Source organism: Bradyrhizobium sp. ORS 375 (assembly GCF_000239775.1).
GTDB lineage: Bacteria > Pseudomonadota > Alphaproteobacteria > Rhizobiales > Xanthobacteraceae > Bradyrhizobium.
Genome location: NZ_CAFI01000352.1, coordinates 1 through 14,013, shown reverse-complemented (window position 1 = coordinate 14,013; position 14,013 = coordinate 1). Strand labels below are relative to the sequence as shown.

Genomic DNA, 14,013 nt, shown 5'->3' with positions numbered 1-14,013 from the left:
AGGTCGGTGCCGAGGAACCACTTGCCGATCAGCTCGGCGAACTGCAGCTCGGTCGAGCCGGTGGCCAGATTGCCGAGCGCGACCGCGCTCGCGGCGCCGCCGGTCCAGGTCGCGTTCGCAGCGTTGCCGTTGACGAAGGCCTGCGTGATGTAGGTCAGGTAGCTCGAGGTCGACACGCCGTTGTTGAGGTTGGCGGCGATGGTCTTGAGATCGGCGAACTGGCTGGCGCTCAGCTTGGTCTTGGTCGCCGCCAGCGAGGCGTCGATGTCGGTGAAGACCTTCAGCAGGCCGGCATAGGTGACCGTGCCGTTGGTGATGGCGGCGGTCATGTCGGCCTTGATCGCGGCGTTGGTCAGGGTGTTGACCCAGGCCGGCACCGTCGTCTTGGTCGTGGTGGTCGCCGTGACCGTCGAGCTGGATATCGTGGTGCTTCCGCTCGACGTCGAGCCCGATGCGGTGGTCACCGTCGCAGCGACGCTGCAGAAATTGCCATAGATCGCGATCGCCGCCGACGGATCAGCGTTCGACGCGGCCGGCGGCGCAGCCGCGGCTGCTTGATTGGCCATCCACAGTGGCGTGAGGTCGGGGGTGAGCCAGCTGTCGTTCTCGAAGAAACCGGTCTGGTCGCTGCTCTGGTCGGTCTGCGGCTTGCGTAGGCCCTGCGGCTGGATCGGCATTGGTCGAGGCTCTCCGTGAACGATGGCTCGTGAGTGATCGTCGTCGCGATCGGGTTGCCATCGTTCGCATCAGCCGTTGCGGCAATGCTGCGCGATCCGTTCGAATTTTAGAAATTTGTCGCGATCATCTGTATCTGACGGCCGTTCGGTCGGTGGAATTTTACAGATCGGCGGCAAATGATACAGAGGCCGTAGTAGTACGGCCCCGGCCTCGGACTCTACTTCGCCTCCGCAATCAGCGCCTGCAGCCGAACCAGCTCGGTTTCCAGGTCAGCCTCGACATCCGCCGCCCTCACCTCGGTCACCCGATAGTCGCGGCTCTCGAGCCATGCCTTCCGCTGCGCGCGGTCGGCGACCACGCCCTCGCTCTCATCATTCCCCACCAGCTCGATCGCGAGGCGGTGGATGAACGAGACGAAGTCCGGGATATGGCGGCCGACCGGGGTCTGGCGCTTGAACTGGCCGGCGAAACGGCGGTCGCGGGACAGCGCGTGCCAGAGCGCGCGCTCGGCATCGGTCGGGTTACGGCGGAGCAGCCGAGCGAGGCCGCGCAGCGAGCCGCGCGAATCCGGAAGGTTGGCCACCGTGCCCTGCTCGGCGATCAGCGCCCGCAGGCGCGTCGCCTGGGTGCTGTCGAGCACGCCGCCCTTGGCCGGGCCCTTGCGTCCCTCGGCGATCGCCATGATCACGCCGTGCAGGGTGTGCATGTCCTGCTTCGTCGGCTCCATGCGGAAGAAGATGTTGCGCAGATTGACCAGCATGGTCTCGCGCTTCTCGGCCGGCCGCAGGAATTCGACCCGGTCGAGCTCGCGGACGAGGTTCTCGAAGAACGCCTCCATCTGCTCCTGGGTGGCGCGCTCGGAGCGCTCGGGCATCGCGAAGGGCAGCGCGCCTGATGTCACCAGCTTGAACCATTCGTAGCCCATCAGCAGCACGGCCTGGGCGAGGTTGAGCGAGGCGAAGCCCGGATTGACCGGATAGGTGATGATACGGTTGGCGCGGGCGACCTCCTCATTGGTAAGCCCGGAGCGCTCGCGCCCGAACAGGATGCCGGCCCGGCCGCCGCCGGCGATCTGGCCCTGCATTTCTTTCGCCGCCGCCTCCGGCCCCATGACCGGTTTGGCCTGGTCATGGGAGCGCGCCGTGGTCGCGAACACCAGATCGAGGTCGGCGATCGCCTCCGGCAGGGTGTCGAACAGCCGGACATGGTCGACGATGTGGTCGGCCCCGGCCGCCGCCCGCTGCGCGGCGATGTTCGGCCAGCCGTCCCGGGGATTGACCAGGCGCAGCTCGGTCAGCGCGAAATTGCCCATGGCCCGCGCGGCCATGCCGATGTTCTCGCCGAGCTGCGGCTCGACCAGGATCACCACCGGTCCTGCGATCTCCACGCCTGCCTTGGTCTTGTCGGTCCCCGACACGATCGGTCCTCAACTTCCATGTCAGATGAAGCGCCGATCCGGCGCCCCTGCCCGCTCCGTTGGCCCGGCTGGCTAGAATTCTCAAGCAAAATAATCGGCTTAAGCCGGAAATTTGCAGTTTAGGCGAAGCTGCAGGCCGCCGCCTCGTCGGCTTTGCCCACCGCATGAGCGGGCTGCGAAAATCAGCACCGGGAGCCTACCGGGTGCGCTTCCGTGCGCGGTGCAGCAGTGCTATGACGCGCTTGATTTCACAAGCGCTTTCCATTCCTGGCGCGCTGTTCCCAAGAAGGCCCCATCGATCATGGCAAAAATCAAGGTGACCAATCCGGTCGTCGAACTCGACGGCGACGAGATGACCCGGATCATCTGGCAGTACATCAAGGACAAGCTGATCAACCCGTTCCTTGACATCGACCTGCAGTATTACGACCTGGGGATGGAGAGCCGCGACAAGACCAACGACCAGATCACGATCGACGCCGCCAACGCGATCAAGAAGGTCGGCGTCGGCGTGAAGTGCGCCACCATCACCCCCGACGAAGCGCGCGTGAAGGAATTCGGCCTCAAGGAGATGTGGAAGTCGCCGAACGGCACCATCCGCAACATCCTCGGCGGAGTCGTGTTCCGCGAGCCGATCATCTGCAAGAACGTGCCGCGCCTCGTCCCTGGCTGGACCAAGCCGATCATCATCGGCCGCCACGCCTATGGCGACCAGTACCGCGCCACCGACTTCAAATTCCCCGGCAAGGGCACCCTGTCGATGAAGTTCGTCGGCGAGGACGGCACCGTGATCGAGCGCGAGGTGTTCAAGGCGCCGGGTCCGGGCATCGCGATGGAGATGTACAATCTCGACGACTCGATCGTCGACTTCGCCCGCGCCTCGTTCAACATGGGCCTGGCCAAGAACTACTCGGTGTACCTGTCGACCAAGAACACCATCCTCAAGGTGTATGACGGCCGCTTCAAGGACCTGTTCCAGGAAGTGTTCGACAAGGAGTTCAAGGACAAGTTCGAGGCCAAGAAGATCACCTACGAGCACCGCCTGATCGACGACATGGTCGCCGCGGCGCTGAAGTGGTCGGGCGGCTATGTCTGGGCCTGTAAGAACTATGACGGCGACGTGCAGTCCGACACGGTGGCCCAGGGCTACGGCTCGCTCGGCCTGATGACCTCGGTGCTGCTGACGCCGGACGGCAACACGGTGGAAGCCGAGGCCGCCCACGGCACGGTGACCCGCCACTTCCGCGAGCACCAGAAGGGCAAGGAGACCTCGACCAACTCGATCGCCTCGATCTTCGCCTGGACCCGCGGCCTGTCGCACCGCGCCAAGCTCGACAACAATGCCGAGCTGGCGAAGTTCGCCTCCACCCTGGAGAAGGTCTGCGTCGACACCGTCGAGGCCGGCTACATGACCAAGGACCTCGCGCTGCTGGTCGGCGCCGACCAGCGCTGGCTGTCGACCACCGGCTTCCTCGACAAGATCGCCGAGAACCTGACCAAGGCGATGGCGGCGTAAGTCTCCCCACTTTCGCCTTCTGGTTTCGCCAATTTGCCACGGGCCGCGCCACAAGCGCGGCCCGTTTTCGTTTTCTGCTGTGATTGAGGAATTGACCATGCGCGAGATCCCCACGCTTTCGCTGTTGCTGCTGGGTGCCCTGACGGTTCAGGCTCAGGCGGCCGAAACCGCGATCCCGGACGCCCTGATTGCTGCCGGCGAGAAGCCGGCACTCACGCTGCATGCCGAGGGCGCCCAGGTCTACGAATGCAAGACGGACAAGGACGGCAAGCTCGCCTGGGGCTTCCGCGAGCCGATCGCCACGCTGTTCGAGGACGGCAAGACCATCGGCCGCCACTATGCCGGCCCCAGTTGGGAGCATCAGGACGGCTCGATCGTCGGCGGCCGGGTGGTCGGGACCGCGATCGGCGCCACCGACAACGACATCCCCTGGCTGAAGCTCGCCGTCGTCTCCCATCGTGGCGGCAAGGGCGCTCTGTCCGACATCACCACGGTGCAGCGGATCAACACGTCGGGCGGCAAGCTGGAGGGCGCCTGCGAGACTGCCGGGCAGTTGCGCAGCGTCGCCTATGCCGCTGACTACGTCTTCCTGCGCAAGGAGTGAGCGGATGGGACAGCGCCTCGTCGGGAGATCTCAAAGCCAAGCCCGTCAAAGCAAAGCCCGAGGCGCGTCCGCGACGCTTGCCTCACCTGATGCCACGGAGGATGGCGGATGACGTCACCGCTCGTCGATTGGCCGCGCCCGCACTTCGCCAAGGGCGGCAAGAACCCCTTCCTCTGCTATGTGGTCTATGGCTGGGTGGACATCGATCGCCCGTTCTCCCGCAGCGCCTATCGGTCGCGCGGCCTTCCCGATGGCATCGATCTCACGGGCTATGGCCCGACCATCCAGCCCATGGTGGTGTCGCAATTTCGCACCGGCTATGGCTGGGGCAGGCTCGTCGCACAGGACCCTGACCTGGCGGCGGTCGTCGCCGCCCAGGATTTCTGCCTCGTCATCCGGGGCGGTGTCACCGATCCGCCGACGCTGAGCTATTTTCGTGACCTGATCGGGCTCTTGACCTTCTGCCTCGATGCCGGTGGTGTCGCGATCTACGATCCGCAAATCCTGAAATGGTGGAGCCCGGCGGAGTGGCGCAGCCACGCCTTCGGCGTCGGACATTGCACGCCACGGCACCACGTCGTCACCTTCGTCTCGCCGGAAAAGGATGGCACCGCGTGGTTTCACACCCGCGGTATGCGCAAGTTCGGCCGCCCGGACGTCAGCATTCACAACGTGCGCGCCGAGCACCGCGCCGCCATCATCGACCTCGTCAACCGCTTCATCGACCTGCTCGCGTTTGGCGGCGTCGTCCCCGACGGGCAGGAGATCCGCATGAGCACACTGCCCGCCGGCATGACCTGCTGGCACCGGGGCAGCGAGGACGATCCCGACTTCAACAACGAGCATCTCGAGATCATGTGGCCCGGCGGCAAGGGTGGATAGCCGCGCGCTGCTAGCGCGCAGATGCGCGCACGAGACCATCGACGATGCCGGAACCTTCGTCGATGAGCTGCTGGGCGCTCATCCAGACATCGCGCCCCGCGATCTTCTTCCGCATCCCGGCCAGCCAAACCGTGCTGACGCCGCGAATGCCGATGTCGCGACGGAACAGGTCGTCGGTCACGGCCGTCTTCACGATCCGCGACAACACCTCTTTGTCAGTCTCGCTGATCTCCTGTCGCTTCAGATCATCCCGTGCATTGCTGTTGAGGCTCGCCTCGTGAAACATGAAGTAGGCTTCGGGGTCGGCCATCCGCCTTTCGCCGGCGAGAAAGATCGGCACGCACATCGAGGCGCAGACCCCGGCTCTGTCGACGACCGTGTCGATCGCCCGATGACGTTCGCGGATCGCTTCGACAACCTGGCGCCCATGCTGGATCGAGCCACCCGGCGAGTTCAAGATCAGCACCAGCCGGCGCGGATCGGCCTTGTAGCGGTCCAGCGTCGCGCCGATGCGCTCGCTCATCGGCTCCTGCACCGGCCCGCTCCAGCCGAGCACGATGCGGTCCCGCTCTTCCTTGATCGACAGGACCTGCTGGGATGCGACGTCCCCCGAGCCGGAAGGCCATTGGAAGGACCACCAGACCAACAGAACGCCGCCAACGATGCCGAGCACTTTGAGCAGTCTCACGGAGGGCCTCCGCAACTCGACGCAGGATCGATCTCTATCGATCTATGCGGCGCGCAATCAGTGACTGACCGATTTCCAGAAGGTGAGCGCCGCACCGACCATCATGAGGGCCAGGGTCACCGTGCCGAAGACAAACGACAGCGTCCGGTTCCAGAGCTTCGTCTCTGCCGCGTAGTAGATCGAGACCGCCGCGCGATCGACCGTCGAGCGCACCGGCACGAGGGCCTCGCCGCCTCCCCCGGAAAACAGCATGAAGAACTCGATGCTCATGGGAGCCTTGTCGGGCTGGGCGATCGACGCAATCTTCGCCTCACAGGTCGTGACCAAGAAGTACCTTCGCTTGCATTTTCCTTCGGTGGCGCGCAGATCATAGGCAGGCTGCCACGTTCCGGCGAGGCGCCGATCGCGCCGAAGGTCCGGACCATAGCTGATGAGGACTCCGTACAGCAGAGCGCCGCAGGCCAGCATAACGATGGCCCAACGAATCGGACTGCCCTTCGCCGGAGCAGCCTCGGCTGGGCTGGGAGCTTGAGTGGCGACTGGGCTGATTTCGGCAGCCATGCCCGGATTGTAGGTTCTTGCCGACGCGCCCATGCCGGACTGCCGCTTGCCGAACGTCATTGTGGTCACTCCTGACACCAACGCGCTCGCTACCTAAGGGTGAATCCTATAAGGTTTCTCTAATTCACGTCGACCAATTCTCAGTATGTCTCCAAATTGAGATGATACTCCAGGCTGTGGGGGCAAAGAATCGCGCACACCACTCACGCCTCGCGGTAATCCAGCAGGATCAAGCCGACCAGCACGAAGGCCACCGGCCAGACCCAGGCCGCGGCGCGGCTGATGCGGCCGTTCATGCGCAGCTCGAGCCAGCGTGCCCAGCCGGCGGTGATGCCGCACAGCGCCAGCGGCGTGTGGCTCATCTCGATCAGGAGCTGGTCCTTGATGTTGGCGATCGCATGCGAATGCGTCATCAGCAGCGCGCCGCCGGCCGCGACCGTCAGCGGAAACACCAGCGCGGCGCGGCCCGCCTCCTGCCCGCGCAGGCGCACGCGCCATTCGAACAGGCCGAACAGGATGATCAGCGCGACGAACAGCCGGTGCTGCGCCACTTCGGGATCGCGCCACGAGGCCCAGAAGCCGATCGGGCCGAGCGGCCAGGCCATCTCGTCGGCGCGCAGGAACAGGAACGCCGCCATGACGAGGAACAGCAGCGGCCAGTGCCGCGCGAAGCCGCCCCAGGCGAAGCGTTCGATCAGCGCGAGCACGCCGATCAGCAGGACGAAGATGCCGGCCCAATGGTGATTGTATTCCGACCAGGCGATATCAGCGGCGTTGCGCGGCAGGATCACGCCCTCGCCCGGGACATAGGCCGGCGGCGCTGTCACGCGCTGCGCGTCGGCGGCGTCGATCCTGGCCTGCAGCTGCGAGATCGTGAGCTGGTCCACCGAAGGACTGGTGAGCCGCGGCCATTGCGGCGTGGCGCGCTCGACGATCTCCGCCCAGCTCAGCCGGTCCTGGCTGAGATCGATGCCGGGCGGCAGCGAGGTCAGCGAGCCTGCGGTCAGCAGCACCGTCAGTCCGATGCCGAGCTCGACCTCGACAAAGCGCTTCATGCGCAGCAGTGGTGCTGAGGGATCGCGGCGGCGCAGGCGCTCGACGGCGAAGAAGTTGGCGGCGCCGAGTACAAGCAGCATCACGAGCATCGCGACCTTGGCCGAGGTCATCACGCCATAGGCCGTGCCGTAGATCGCCTCGACCGAGCCGAGATAGGCGATCGCCATCACCGTGCCACCCAGCATGATCGCCGCCACCGAGGCCATCGACATCAGCGAATAGCGCCGGCCGATGCGGCGCTGGTCGTCCTCCGATCTGCAGCCATTCAGCGCCAGCAGGAAACACGGCAGACCGCCGATCCACCCCCCGGCGCCGAGCATGTGCAGGATATCGGCTGAGAGCAGTGGCCAGCGGACATCGAGCCGGCTCGCGGCATGCGTCAGGTTGAGCTGCATCGCCAGCGCCAGCCCGCCGAGCGCGACCAGCGCCGCCGCGCGCCAGCTCAGCCACGTTCCGGTCCGCGCCAGACCCGCGATGCCCAGCGCGCAGGCGGCGATGACGAAGCTCGAGCGAGCGAAGTCCGCCCCCACGGCGTCGCGCAACGACAGGTCAAGGGTGCCGATCAACGCCGCCATGTTGACGGCCAGCGAGATCGCGACGACCGCGAACCAAGCGTAAGCGCTGCGGCGCAGGAAGCGCTGGGCCCGCTTACCGACCACCAGCGCATCGGCGGACAGCTCGCTCTGCAGCGGCCGCAGCAGCAGGAGCTGGAACGCGATTCCGCCGATCGTGAACGATTGCGCCAGCAGGGTCAGCCCGCGCAGCACCACCGAGAGATAGCCGAAGATGTCGAGGAACAGCGCCATGACGACCGAACGATGGCTAGCGCACGTTGAACGGGATGTCGCCGCGGGTGATGTGGCCGTCGACGCTGAGCACCTGCCATTGCAGGTGCCAGGCGCCGGGGCTCAGCGCCCGCGCCTGTGCGCCGATCTCGTCGGCCGCCGTATCCGCGGCCGGCGCCAGCGCCTGCTCGGCGCCATCCGGCGCCTTGAGCTTCAGCCGCGACCGGGCGTGGTCGATGCGGCTGTTGAAGCGCAGCCGGATCGCGACCGCGTCCCTGTCGATGGTCGCGCCCGAGGCGGGCTGCGACGAGACGATGACGGCATGGGCCGAGGCGGCGGCGGGCGCGGCGAGAACGGCCAAGGAGAGCAGGAGGCGAAGTCGCAGGGCGGACGGCATGGGATCACGAAGGGGGTGACGGCTGATGACGCGCAGCATCCCGCAAGCAAGAGCCGCGCCCAGAAAAGAACGAGTCGGTTCTAATCTACGGCAGCGCCCCGTTCCACACGTCACCACAAAGCCGTGAGCGGAGCTGTGGACGGCCACGTTGCGCGGCCACCCGGCTCCGGCCCTGCCTGCCCCGCATTCCTCCTGCGGCGAAATTTAGGGTCGAATCGTCAAGGACTTCGCTGTATGCCTCGCGGCATCATTGCCGTCCGTCCGGGCGCCCTGCCGACCCGGACCAACATTGCCCGCTCCAGAGGAACGCCTGAGGAAACCGTCATGCCCGCCTATCGCTCCCGCACCTCCACCCATGGCCGCAACATGGCCGGCGCCCGCGGCCTGTGGCGCGCCACCGGCATGACCAACGAGGATTTCGGCAAGCCGATCATCGCCGTCGTCAACTCCTTCACCCAGTTCGTGCCCGGCCATGTCCACCTCAAGGATCTCGGCCAGCTGGTCGCGCGCGAGATCGAGAAGGCCGGCGGCGTCGCCAAGGAGTTCAACACCATCGCGGTCGACGACGGCATCGCGATGGGCCATGACGGCATGCTCTACAGCCTGCCGTCGCGCGAGCTGATAGCCGACAGCACCGAATACATGGTCAACGCGCATTGCGCCGACGCCATGGTCTGCATCTCCAATTGCGACAAGATCACGCCGGGCATGCTGATGGCCGCGATGCGGCTCAACATCCCCGCGGTGTTCGTTTCGGGCGGGCCGATGGAGGCCGGCAAGGTCAACATCCAGGGCAAGCTGCGCAAGGTCGACCTGATCGACGCAATGATCGTGGCCGCCGACGACAAGGTCTCGGACGCCGATGTCGAGGTGATGGAGCGCTCGGCCTGCCCGACCTGCGGCTCCTGCTCCGGCATGTTCACCGCGAATTCGATGAACTGCCTGACCGAGGCGCTCGGCCTGTCGCTGCCCGGCAACGGCTCGGTGCTGGCGACGCATGCCGACCGCCGCGGCCTGTTCGTCGAGGCCGGCCATCTGATCGTCGACCTCGCCCGCCGCTACTACGAGCAGGACGATACGTCGGTGCTGCCGCGGTCGATCGCCAACTTCAAGGCGTTCGAGAATGCGATGAGCATGGACATCGCGATGGGCGGCTCGACCAACACCGTACTGCATCTGCTCGCCGCCGCGCATGAGGGCGAGATCCCGTTCACGATGACCGACATCGATCGGCTGTCGCGCAAGGTGCCCTGCCTGTGCAAGGTCGCGCCCGCCGTGGCCGACGTGCACATGGAGGACGTGCATCGTGCCGGCGGCGTGATGGGCATCCTCGGCGAGCTCGCCCGCGCCGGCCTGCTGCACACCGAGCTGCCGAGCGTGCATTCGGCCTCGCTCGCGGCCGCGCTGGAGCGCTGGGACATCCGCCAGACGTCCAGCGAGAGCGTGAAGAACTTCTACATGGCCGCGCCGGGCGGCGTACCCACACAGGTCGCGTTCAGCCAGGATCGCCGCTACCAGGAGCTCGATCTCGACCGCGAAAAGGGCTGCATCCGCGACCTCGATCATGCCTATTCCAAGGACGGCGGCCTCGCGGTGCTGACCGGCAACATCGCCCAGGACGGCTGCATCGTGAAGACCGCGGGCGTCGACGCCTCGATCCTGAAATTCTCCGGCCCGGCGCGCGTCATGGAGAGCCAGGACGCCGCGGTCGAGGCGATCCTCACCAACAAGATCAAGGAAGGCGACATCGTCGTCATCATCTATGAAGGCCCGCGCGGCGGCCCCGGCATGCAGGAGATGCTGTATCCGACCAGCTATCTGAAATCGAAGGGCCTCGGCAAAGCCTGCGCGCTGATCACCGACGGCCGCTTCTCCGGCGGCACCTCGGGCCTCTCGATCGGCCACGTCTCGCCGGAAGCCGCCGAGGGCGGCCTGATCGGCCTGGTGCAGGACGGCGACACGATCGAGATCGACATCCCGAACCGCACGATTCATCTCGCGGTCTCGGATGCCGAGCTCGCCCAGCGTCGCGCGGCAATGGAGGCCAAAGGCGATCAGGCCTGGAAGCCGAAAACCCGCGCCCGCAAGGTGTCGACCGCGCTGAAGGCCTACGCCGCCTTCGCATCGAGCGCCGCCAAGGGCGCGGTGCGGATCGTGAAGGAGTGAGGCTGCCCCTCAACCCACCCCTCTCCCCGTGAAGAACGGGGAGAGGGAGCGCACCGTTCGTGTGGAGATGCCTCGTATCGCGTCGGCGGTGCGAAGCTCATCATGAACGGCAAGCTCATTGTCTTGAGGCAGCAATCTGTCGGCGTCGGCGGTGCGACCTGTCCCCGCCCTTTGCGGGGAGAGGTCGGATTGCGCAGCAATCCGGGTGAGGGGCATGGCACCGACGAAGCCTCATCGCAGCTCCATCGGATTCGTAAGGCGTCCTTCGATAGCAGCACCACCCGTGAGGCTGCCCCTCTCCCCGTGTAGAACGGGGAGAGGGAGCGCACCGCTTGCGCGGCCGTTCATCGAGCCACAGCTAACAAACGGCTCGGCCGTATTCCTTCCGTTCGCCACTCAATACGCCTTCGGATCCCCGCTGTCGTTCGGCTGCGCGAAGGCCTTCTGCAGCACCGGCGTCATCGGGAAGTTGAAGTTGACGCCCTTCGGCGGCACCGGAGCCATGAACCATCTCGCGTACAGCGTCGCGATCTCGGGGCTGGTGTAGAGCTTGGCCGTCGCTCGGTCGACTGTGGCCTTGAAGGCGGGATCGTCCTTGCGCAGCATGATGCCGTAGGGTTCGGGCATCGAGAACTGATCAGTCGAGATCGCGAAGTCCGACGGCGTCTTGGCGCTGGCGACGAGGCCGGCGAGCAGGATGTCGTCCATCACATAGGCGTCGGCGCGACCGTTCTCGACCATCAGGAAGCCCTCGGCATTGTCCTTGGCGGCGACGATGTTCAGGCCGAGCTGACGCGCCGTGTTCGCCTCGTAGAGCTGCTTGATGTTGGTGGTGCCCGACGTCGAGGCCACCGTCTTGCCCTTGAGATCGTCGATCGTCTTCAGCCCGCTCGACGCCTTGGCGACGAAGCGGTTGGCGGTGAGGAAATAGGTGTGGGAGAACGACACCAGCCGCTGCCGTTCGAGATTGTTGGTGGTCGAGGCGCATTCCAGATCGATGGTGCCGTTCGTCATCAGCGGAATGCGCGTCGCTGACGACACCGGCGTCAGCTTGACGTCGAGCTTGTCGAGCTTCAGCGTCGCCTTGATCTCGTCGACGATCCGGCCGCAGATGTCGAGCGCGAAGCCGAGCGGCTTCTGGTTGTCGTCGATGTAGGAGAACGGCAGCGAGGTTTCGCGATAGCCGACCGTGACGGTGCCGGTCTCCTTGATCTTCTGCAGGGTGCCGGCGAGCTCTTCAGCCGATGCGGGCGCGGCCAGGACCGATGCAACCAGAGCGTACGCGACGAGACGTGCATGCTTCATTCGTTTGGTCTCCCGTTGGATGTGAGTTGCGTCACGGAAGCAAGGCCCGGGCCAGGGGATCATGCCCGCTGCTGAGACAGCACGCCAGCGCAGCGGAACTCTCCCGCCGACCTTGCTTTGCCGACGTTGCCGGATAGTGTGTCGCAGCTTCGATTGCGGGTGGTTGTCTGGGGCACGGATGTCGGCATTGCGCTACCTCTTAGTTCTCGTCCTGCTGCTGGGTGGCAGCACGGCCGCGCTCGCCGACAAGCGCGTCGCGCTGATCATCGGCAACTCCGCGTACAAGAGCGTCGCCCGGCTCTCGAACCCGGCCAACGATGCGAAGCTCGTCGGCGACATGTTCCGCAACGCCGGTTTCGAGCGCGTCGACGTCAGGCTGGATCTCGGCGTGCAGGAGATGCGCCGCGCCTTGCGTGAGTTCGGCGCGCGGGCGCGCGAGGCGGAGATCGCCGTGATCTACTATGCCGGCCACGGCATCGAGCTCGACGGCGTCAACTATCTGATCCCGACCGACGCCGTGCTCGAGGCCGACAGCGACGTGCTCGACGAGGCGATCGCTCTGGACCGCGTGCTGTTCGCGATCGAGCCGGCCAAGCAGTTGCGCCTCGTCGTGCTCGACGCCTGCCGCGACAACCCGTTCGCCAAGACGATGAAGCGCAGCGTCGCCTCGCGCAGCATCGGCCGCGGCCTCGCCAAGGTCGAGCCGCCGAGCCCGAACACGATGATCGCCTTCTCCGCCAAGGCGGGCTCGACCGCCGCCGACGGCGATGCCAGCAACAGCCCGTTCGCCACCGCCCTGGTCGCGCATCTGCCGAAGCCCGGCCTCGATCTGCGCCGCGCCTTCGGCTTCGTCCGCGACGACGTGCTGAAGGCGACCGGCTATCGCCAGGAGCCCTATGTCTATGGCTCGCTCGGCGGCAATGACGTCGCGCTGGTTCCTGCGGCGCCGGCACCGAGCGCGGCCAATGATCCGGACGCGGCGATGCGGCGCGACTATGAGCTCGCCGAACGCATCGGCAGCCCGGCAGCGTTCGATGCCTTCCTCGAGAAATATCCCACGGGCTTCTACGCCTCGCTCGCCAAGGCCCAGCGCGCCAAGCTCGCGTCCGCGACAAAGACACCGGAGTCGCCCGTCGGCAAGCCGGTCGAGATCGCACGCGTCCCCGACTCCCCGGCGGCCGAGGTCACGCGCAGTCGGCCGGAGCCGGCGCCCCGCGCGGAGAAGCCGGTCGCGGAACCGACGGTGGTCGCGGCGCTGCCGCCGGCTGAGAAACCGGCGGCGGCCGCGCCTCCGCCGGATCTGCCCCGCCAACTCGCCGCCGAGCTGCGCCGCGTCGGCTGCAGCACGGCCGACAGTGACGGCAGCTGGGACGGCAACGCGCGGCGTGCGCTGGAGCGCTTCAACAAGCAGACCGGGACGACGTTCGACATCAAGGTCGCCAGCATCGACGCGCTCGACGCAGTGAAGGCGAAAACCTCGCGCGTGTGTCCGCTGATTTGCGGCAAGGGCCTGCGTCCCGAGGGCGATAGCTGCGTCAAGCTCACCTGCCCCGCCGGCCAGACGCTGGACGAGGACGGCGACTGCGTCCGGCGCAAGGATGAGCCGGCCGCCAAGAAGCCGGACGAGCCGACGCGGCGCGAGGAGCCGGCGCGCAAGAAGGAGCCGGCGGTGGCGATGCGCTCCGAGCCGGAGCCGAAGCGCGTGAGCGGCGGCGGCCGCTGCACCAGCATCAGCCAGCGCTGCGCCATCCAGATCGGCGGCCGCTGCAATCCCGCCACGGGCCATTGGGAATACGGCCGCAACGGCGCCGGCGGCGACACGATGTCGTTCAACAACTGTCTCAGCCGGATGATGGCCGGGGGACGGTGAGCAACGGCGCTGCGCCGGGTGCTCGATATCGGGCGAGACAACCGGACCGCTCTGGAAGCGGAGCGAAAATCCACGCACTATGCGTTCC

Annotated in this window: 11 protein-coding genes and 1 pseudogene; 5 read left to right on the top strand and 7 right to left on the bottom strand. The window is 66.3% G+C overall.

The features are described 5' to 3' along the window. Both BRAO375_RS25055 and BRAO375_RS25050 read right to left on the bottom strand, forming a co-directional pair. A pseudogene (locus BRAO375_RS25055) lies at positions 1 to 677 on the bottom strand (C2 family cysteine protease); the annotation flags it as partial. A gap of 218 nt (positions 678 to 895) precedes the next feature. After that, positions 896 to 2,095: a TrmJ/YjtD family RNA methyltransferase gene (locus BRAO375_RS25050; RefSeq protein WP_009030246.1), complete on the bottom strand. Its 1,200-nt coding sequence runs from the start codon at positions 2,093 to 2,095 to the stop codon at positions 896 to 898. 301 nt (positions 2,096 to 2,396) lie between these two features. Between BRAO375_RS25050 and BRAO375_RS25045 the strand changes: the two genes are divergently transcribed. The 3 genes from BRAO375_RS25045 to BRAO375_RS25035 all read left to right on the top strand — a co-directional run bounded on the left by BRAO375_RS25045 (position 2,397) and on the right by BRAO375_RS25035 (position 5,097). Next, on the top strand, positions 2,397 to 3,611 hold the full coding sequence (locus tag BRAO375_RS25045) for an NADP-dependent isocitrate dehydrogenase (RefSeq protein ID WP_006614518.1): 1,215 nt from the start codon (positions 2,397 to 2,399) through the stop codon (positions 3,609 to 3,611). Between the two features lie 97 nt (positions 3,612 to 3,708). Further along, positions 3,709 to 4,215 carry a DUF3455 domain-containing protein gene (locus BRAO375_RS25040; RefSeq protein WP_009030244.1) on the top strand — a complete coding sequence of 169 codons (507 nt, stop codon included), beginning with the start codon at positions 3,709 to 3,711 and terminating at the stop codon, positions 4,213 to 4,215. Between the two features lie 108 nt (positions 4,216 to 4,323). Next, on the top strand, positions 4,324 to 5,097 hold the full coding sequence (locus BRAO375_RS25035) for a hypothetical protein (RefSeq protein WP_009030243.1): 774 nt from the start codon (positions 4,324 to 4,326) through the stop codon (positions 5,095 to 5,097). 10 nt (positions 5,098 to 5,107) lie between these two features. Here the strand turns inward: BRAO375_RS25035 and BRAO375_RS25030 are convergent, their stop codons facing one another. The 4 genes from BRAO375_RS25030 to BRAO375_RS25015 form a co-directional block, all read right to left on the bottom strand. Next, positions 5,108 to 5,770 (bottom strand): ATP-dependent Clp protease proteolytic subunit, encoded by a 663-nt coding sequence (locus BRAO375_RS25030; RefSeq protein ID WP_244423283.1) that lies wholly within the window; start codon positions 5,768 to 5,770, stop codon positions 5,108 to 5,110. Between the two features lie 72 nt (positions 5,771 to 5,842). Continuing rightward, the gene (locus tag BRAO375_RS25025; protein ID WP_009030241.1) at positions 5,843 to 6,406 is read right to left on the bottom strand and encodes a hypothetical protein; all 564 of its coding nucleotides are present in this window, start codon (positions 6,404 to 6,406) and stop codon (positions 5,843 to 5,845) included. A 143-nt stretch (positions 6,407 to 6,549) separates the two neighbouring features. Next, positions 6,550 to 8,208 carry a CopD family protein gene (locus tag BRAO375_RS25020; protein ID WP_009030240.1) on the bottom strand — a complete coding sequence of 553 codons (1,659 nt, stop codon included), beginning with the start codon at positions 8,206 to 8,208 and terminating at the stop codon, positions 6,550 to 6,552. A gap of 16 nt (positions 8,209 to 8,224) precedes the next feature. Further along, a complete protein-coding gene (locus BRAO375_RS25015) occupies positions 8,225 to 8,584 on the bottom strand; it encodes a copper resistance CopC family protein (protein WP_009030239.1) in 360 nt (119 codons plus the stop codon). 324 nt (positions 8,585 to 8,908) lie between these two features. On the opposite strand from BRAO375_RS25015, the gene ilvD reads away from it, so the two are divergent. Continuing rightward, complete coding sequence (gene ilvD / locus BRAO375_RS25010; protein WP_009030238.1) at positions 8,909 to 10,750, top strand: dihydroxy-acid dehydratase; 1,842 nt, start codon at positions 8,909 to 8,911, stop codon at positions 10,748 to 10,750. 396 nt (positions 10,751 to 11,146) lie between these two features. Here the strand turns inward: ilvD and BRAO375_RS25005 are convergent, their stop codons facing one another. Further along, on the bottom strand, positions 11,147 to 12,055 hold the full coding sequence (locus BRAO375_RS25005) for an amino acid ABC transporter substrate-binding protein (protein WP_009030236.1): 909 nt from the start codon (positions 12,053 to 12,055) through the stop codon (positions 11,147 to 11,149). 178 nt (positions 12,056 to 12,233) lie between these two features. Between BRAO375_RS25005 and BRAO375_RS25000 the strand changes: the two genes are divergently transcribed. Further along, entirely contained in the window at positions 12,234 to 13,925 is a 1,692-nt protein-coding gene (locus BRAO375_RS25000) for a caspase family protein (RefSeq protein ID WP_009030235.1), read from the top strand. The last annotated feature ends 88 nt before the right edge of the window (positions 13,926 to 14,013 follow it).

Coding starts and splice junctions, on each gene's coding strand:
- BRAO375_RS25035 (WP_009030243.1), top strand. CDS start 4,324: ATGACGTCACCGCTCGTCGATTGGCCGCGCCCGCACTTCGCCAAGGGC.
- BRAO375_RS25005 (WP_009030236.1), bottom strand. CDS start 12,055: ATGAAGCATGCACGTCTCGTCGCGTACGCTCTGGTTGCATCGGTCCTG.
- BRAO375_RS25040 (WP_009030244.1), top strand. CDS start 3,709: ATGCGCGAGATCCCCACGCTTTCGCTGTTGCTGCTGGGTGCCCTGACG.
- BRAO375_RS25020 (WP_009030240.1), bottom strand. CDS start 8,208: ATGGCGCTGTTCCTCGACATCTTCGGCTATCTCTCGGTGGTGCTGCGC.
- BRAO375_RS25015 (WP_009030239.1), bottom strand. CDS start 8,584: ATGCCGTCCGCCCTGCGACTTCGCCTCCTGCTCTCCTTGGCCGTTCTC.
- BRAO375_RS25000 (WP_009030235.1), top strand. CDS start 12,234: ATGTCGGCATTGCGCTACCTCTTAGTTCTCGTCCTGCTGCTGGGTGGC.
- ilvD (WP_009030238.1), top strand. CDS start 8,909: ATGCCCGCCTATCGCTCCCGCACCTCCACCCATGGCCGCAACATGGCC.
- BRAO375_RS25025 (WP_009030241.1), bottom strand. CDS start 6,406: ATGACGTTCGGCAAGCGGCAGTCCGGCATGGGCGCGTCGGCAAGAACC.
- BRAO375_RS25045 (WP_006614518.1), top strand. CDS start 2,397: ATGGCAAAAATCAAGGTGACCAATCCGGTCGTCGAACTCGACGGCGAC.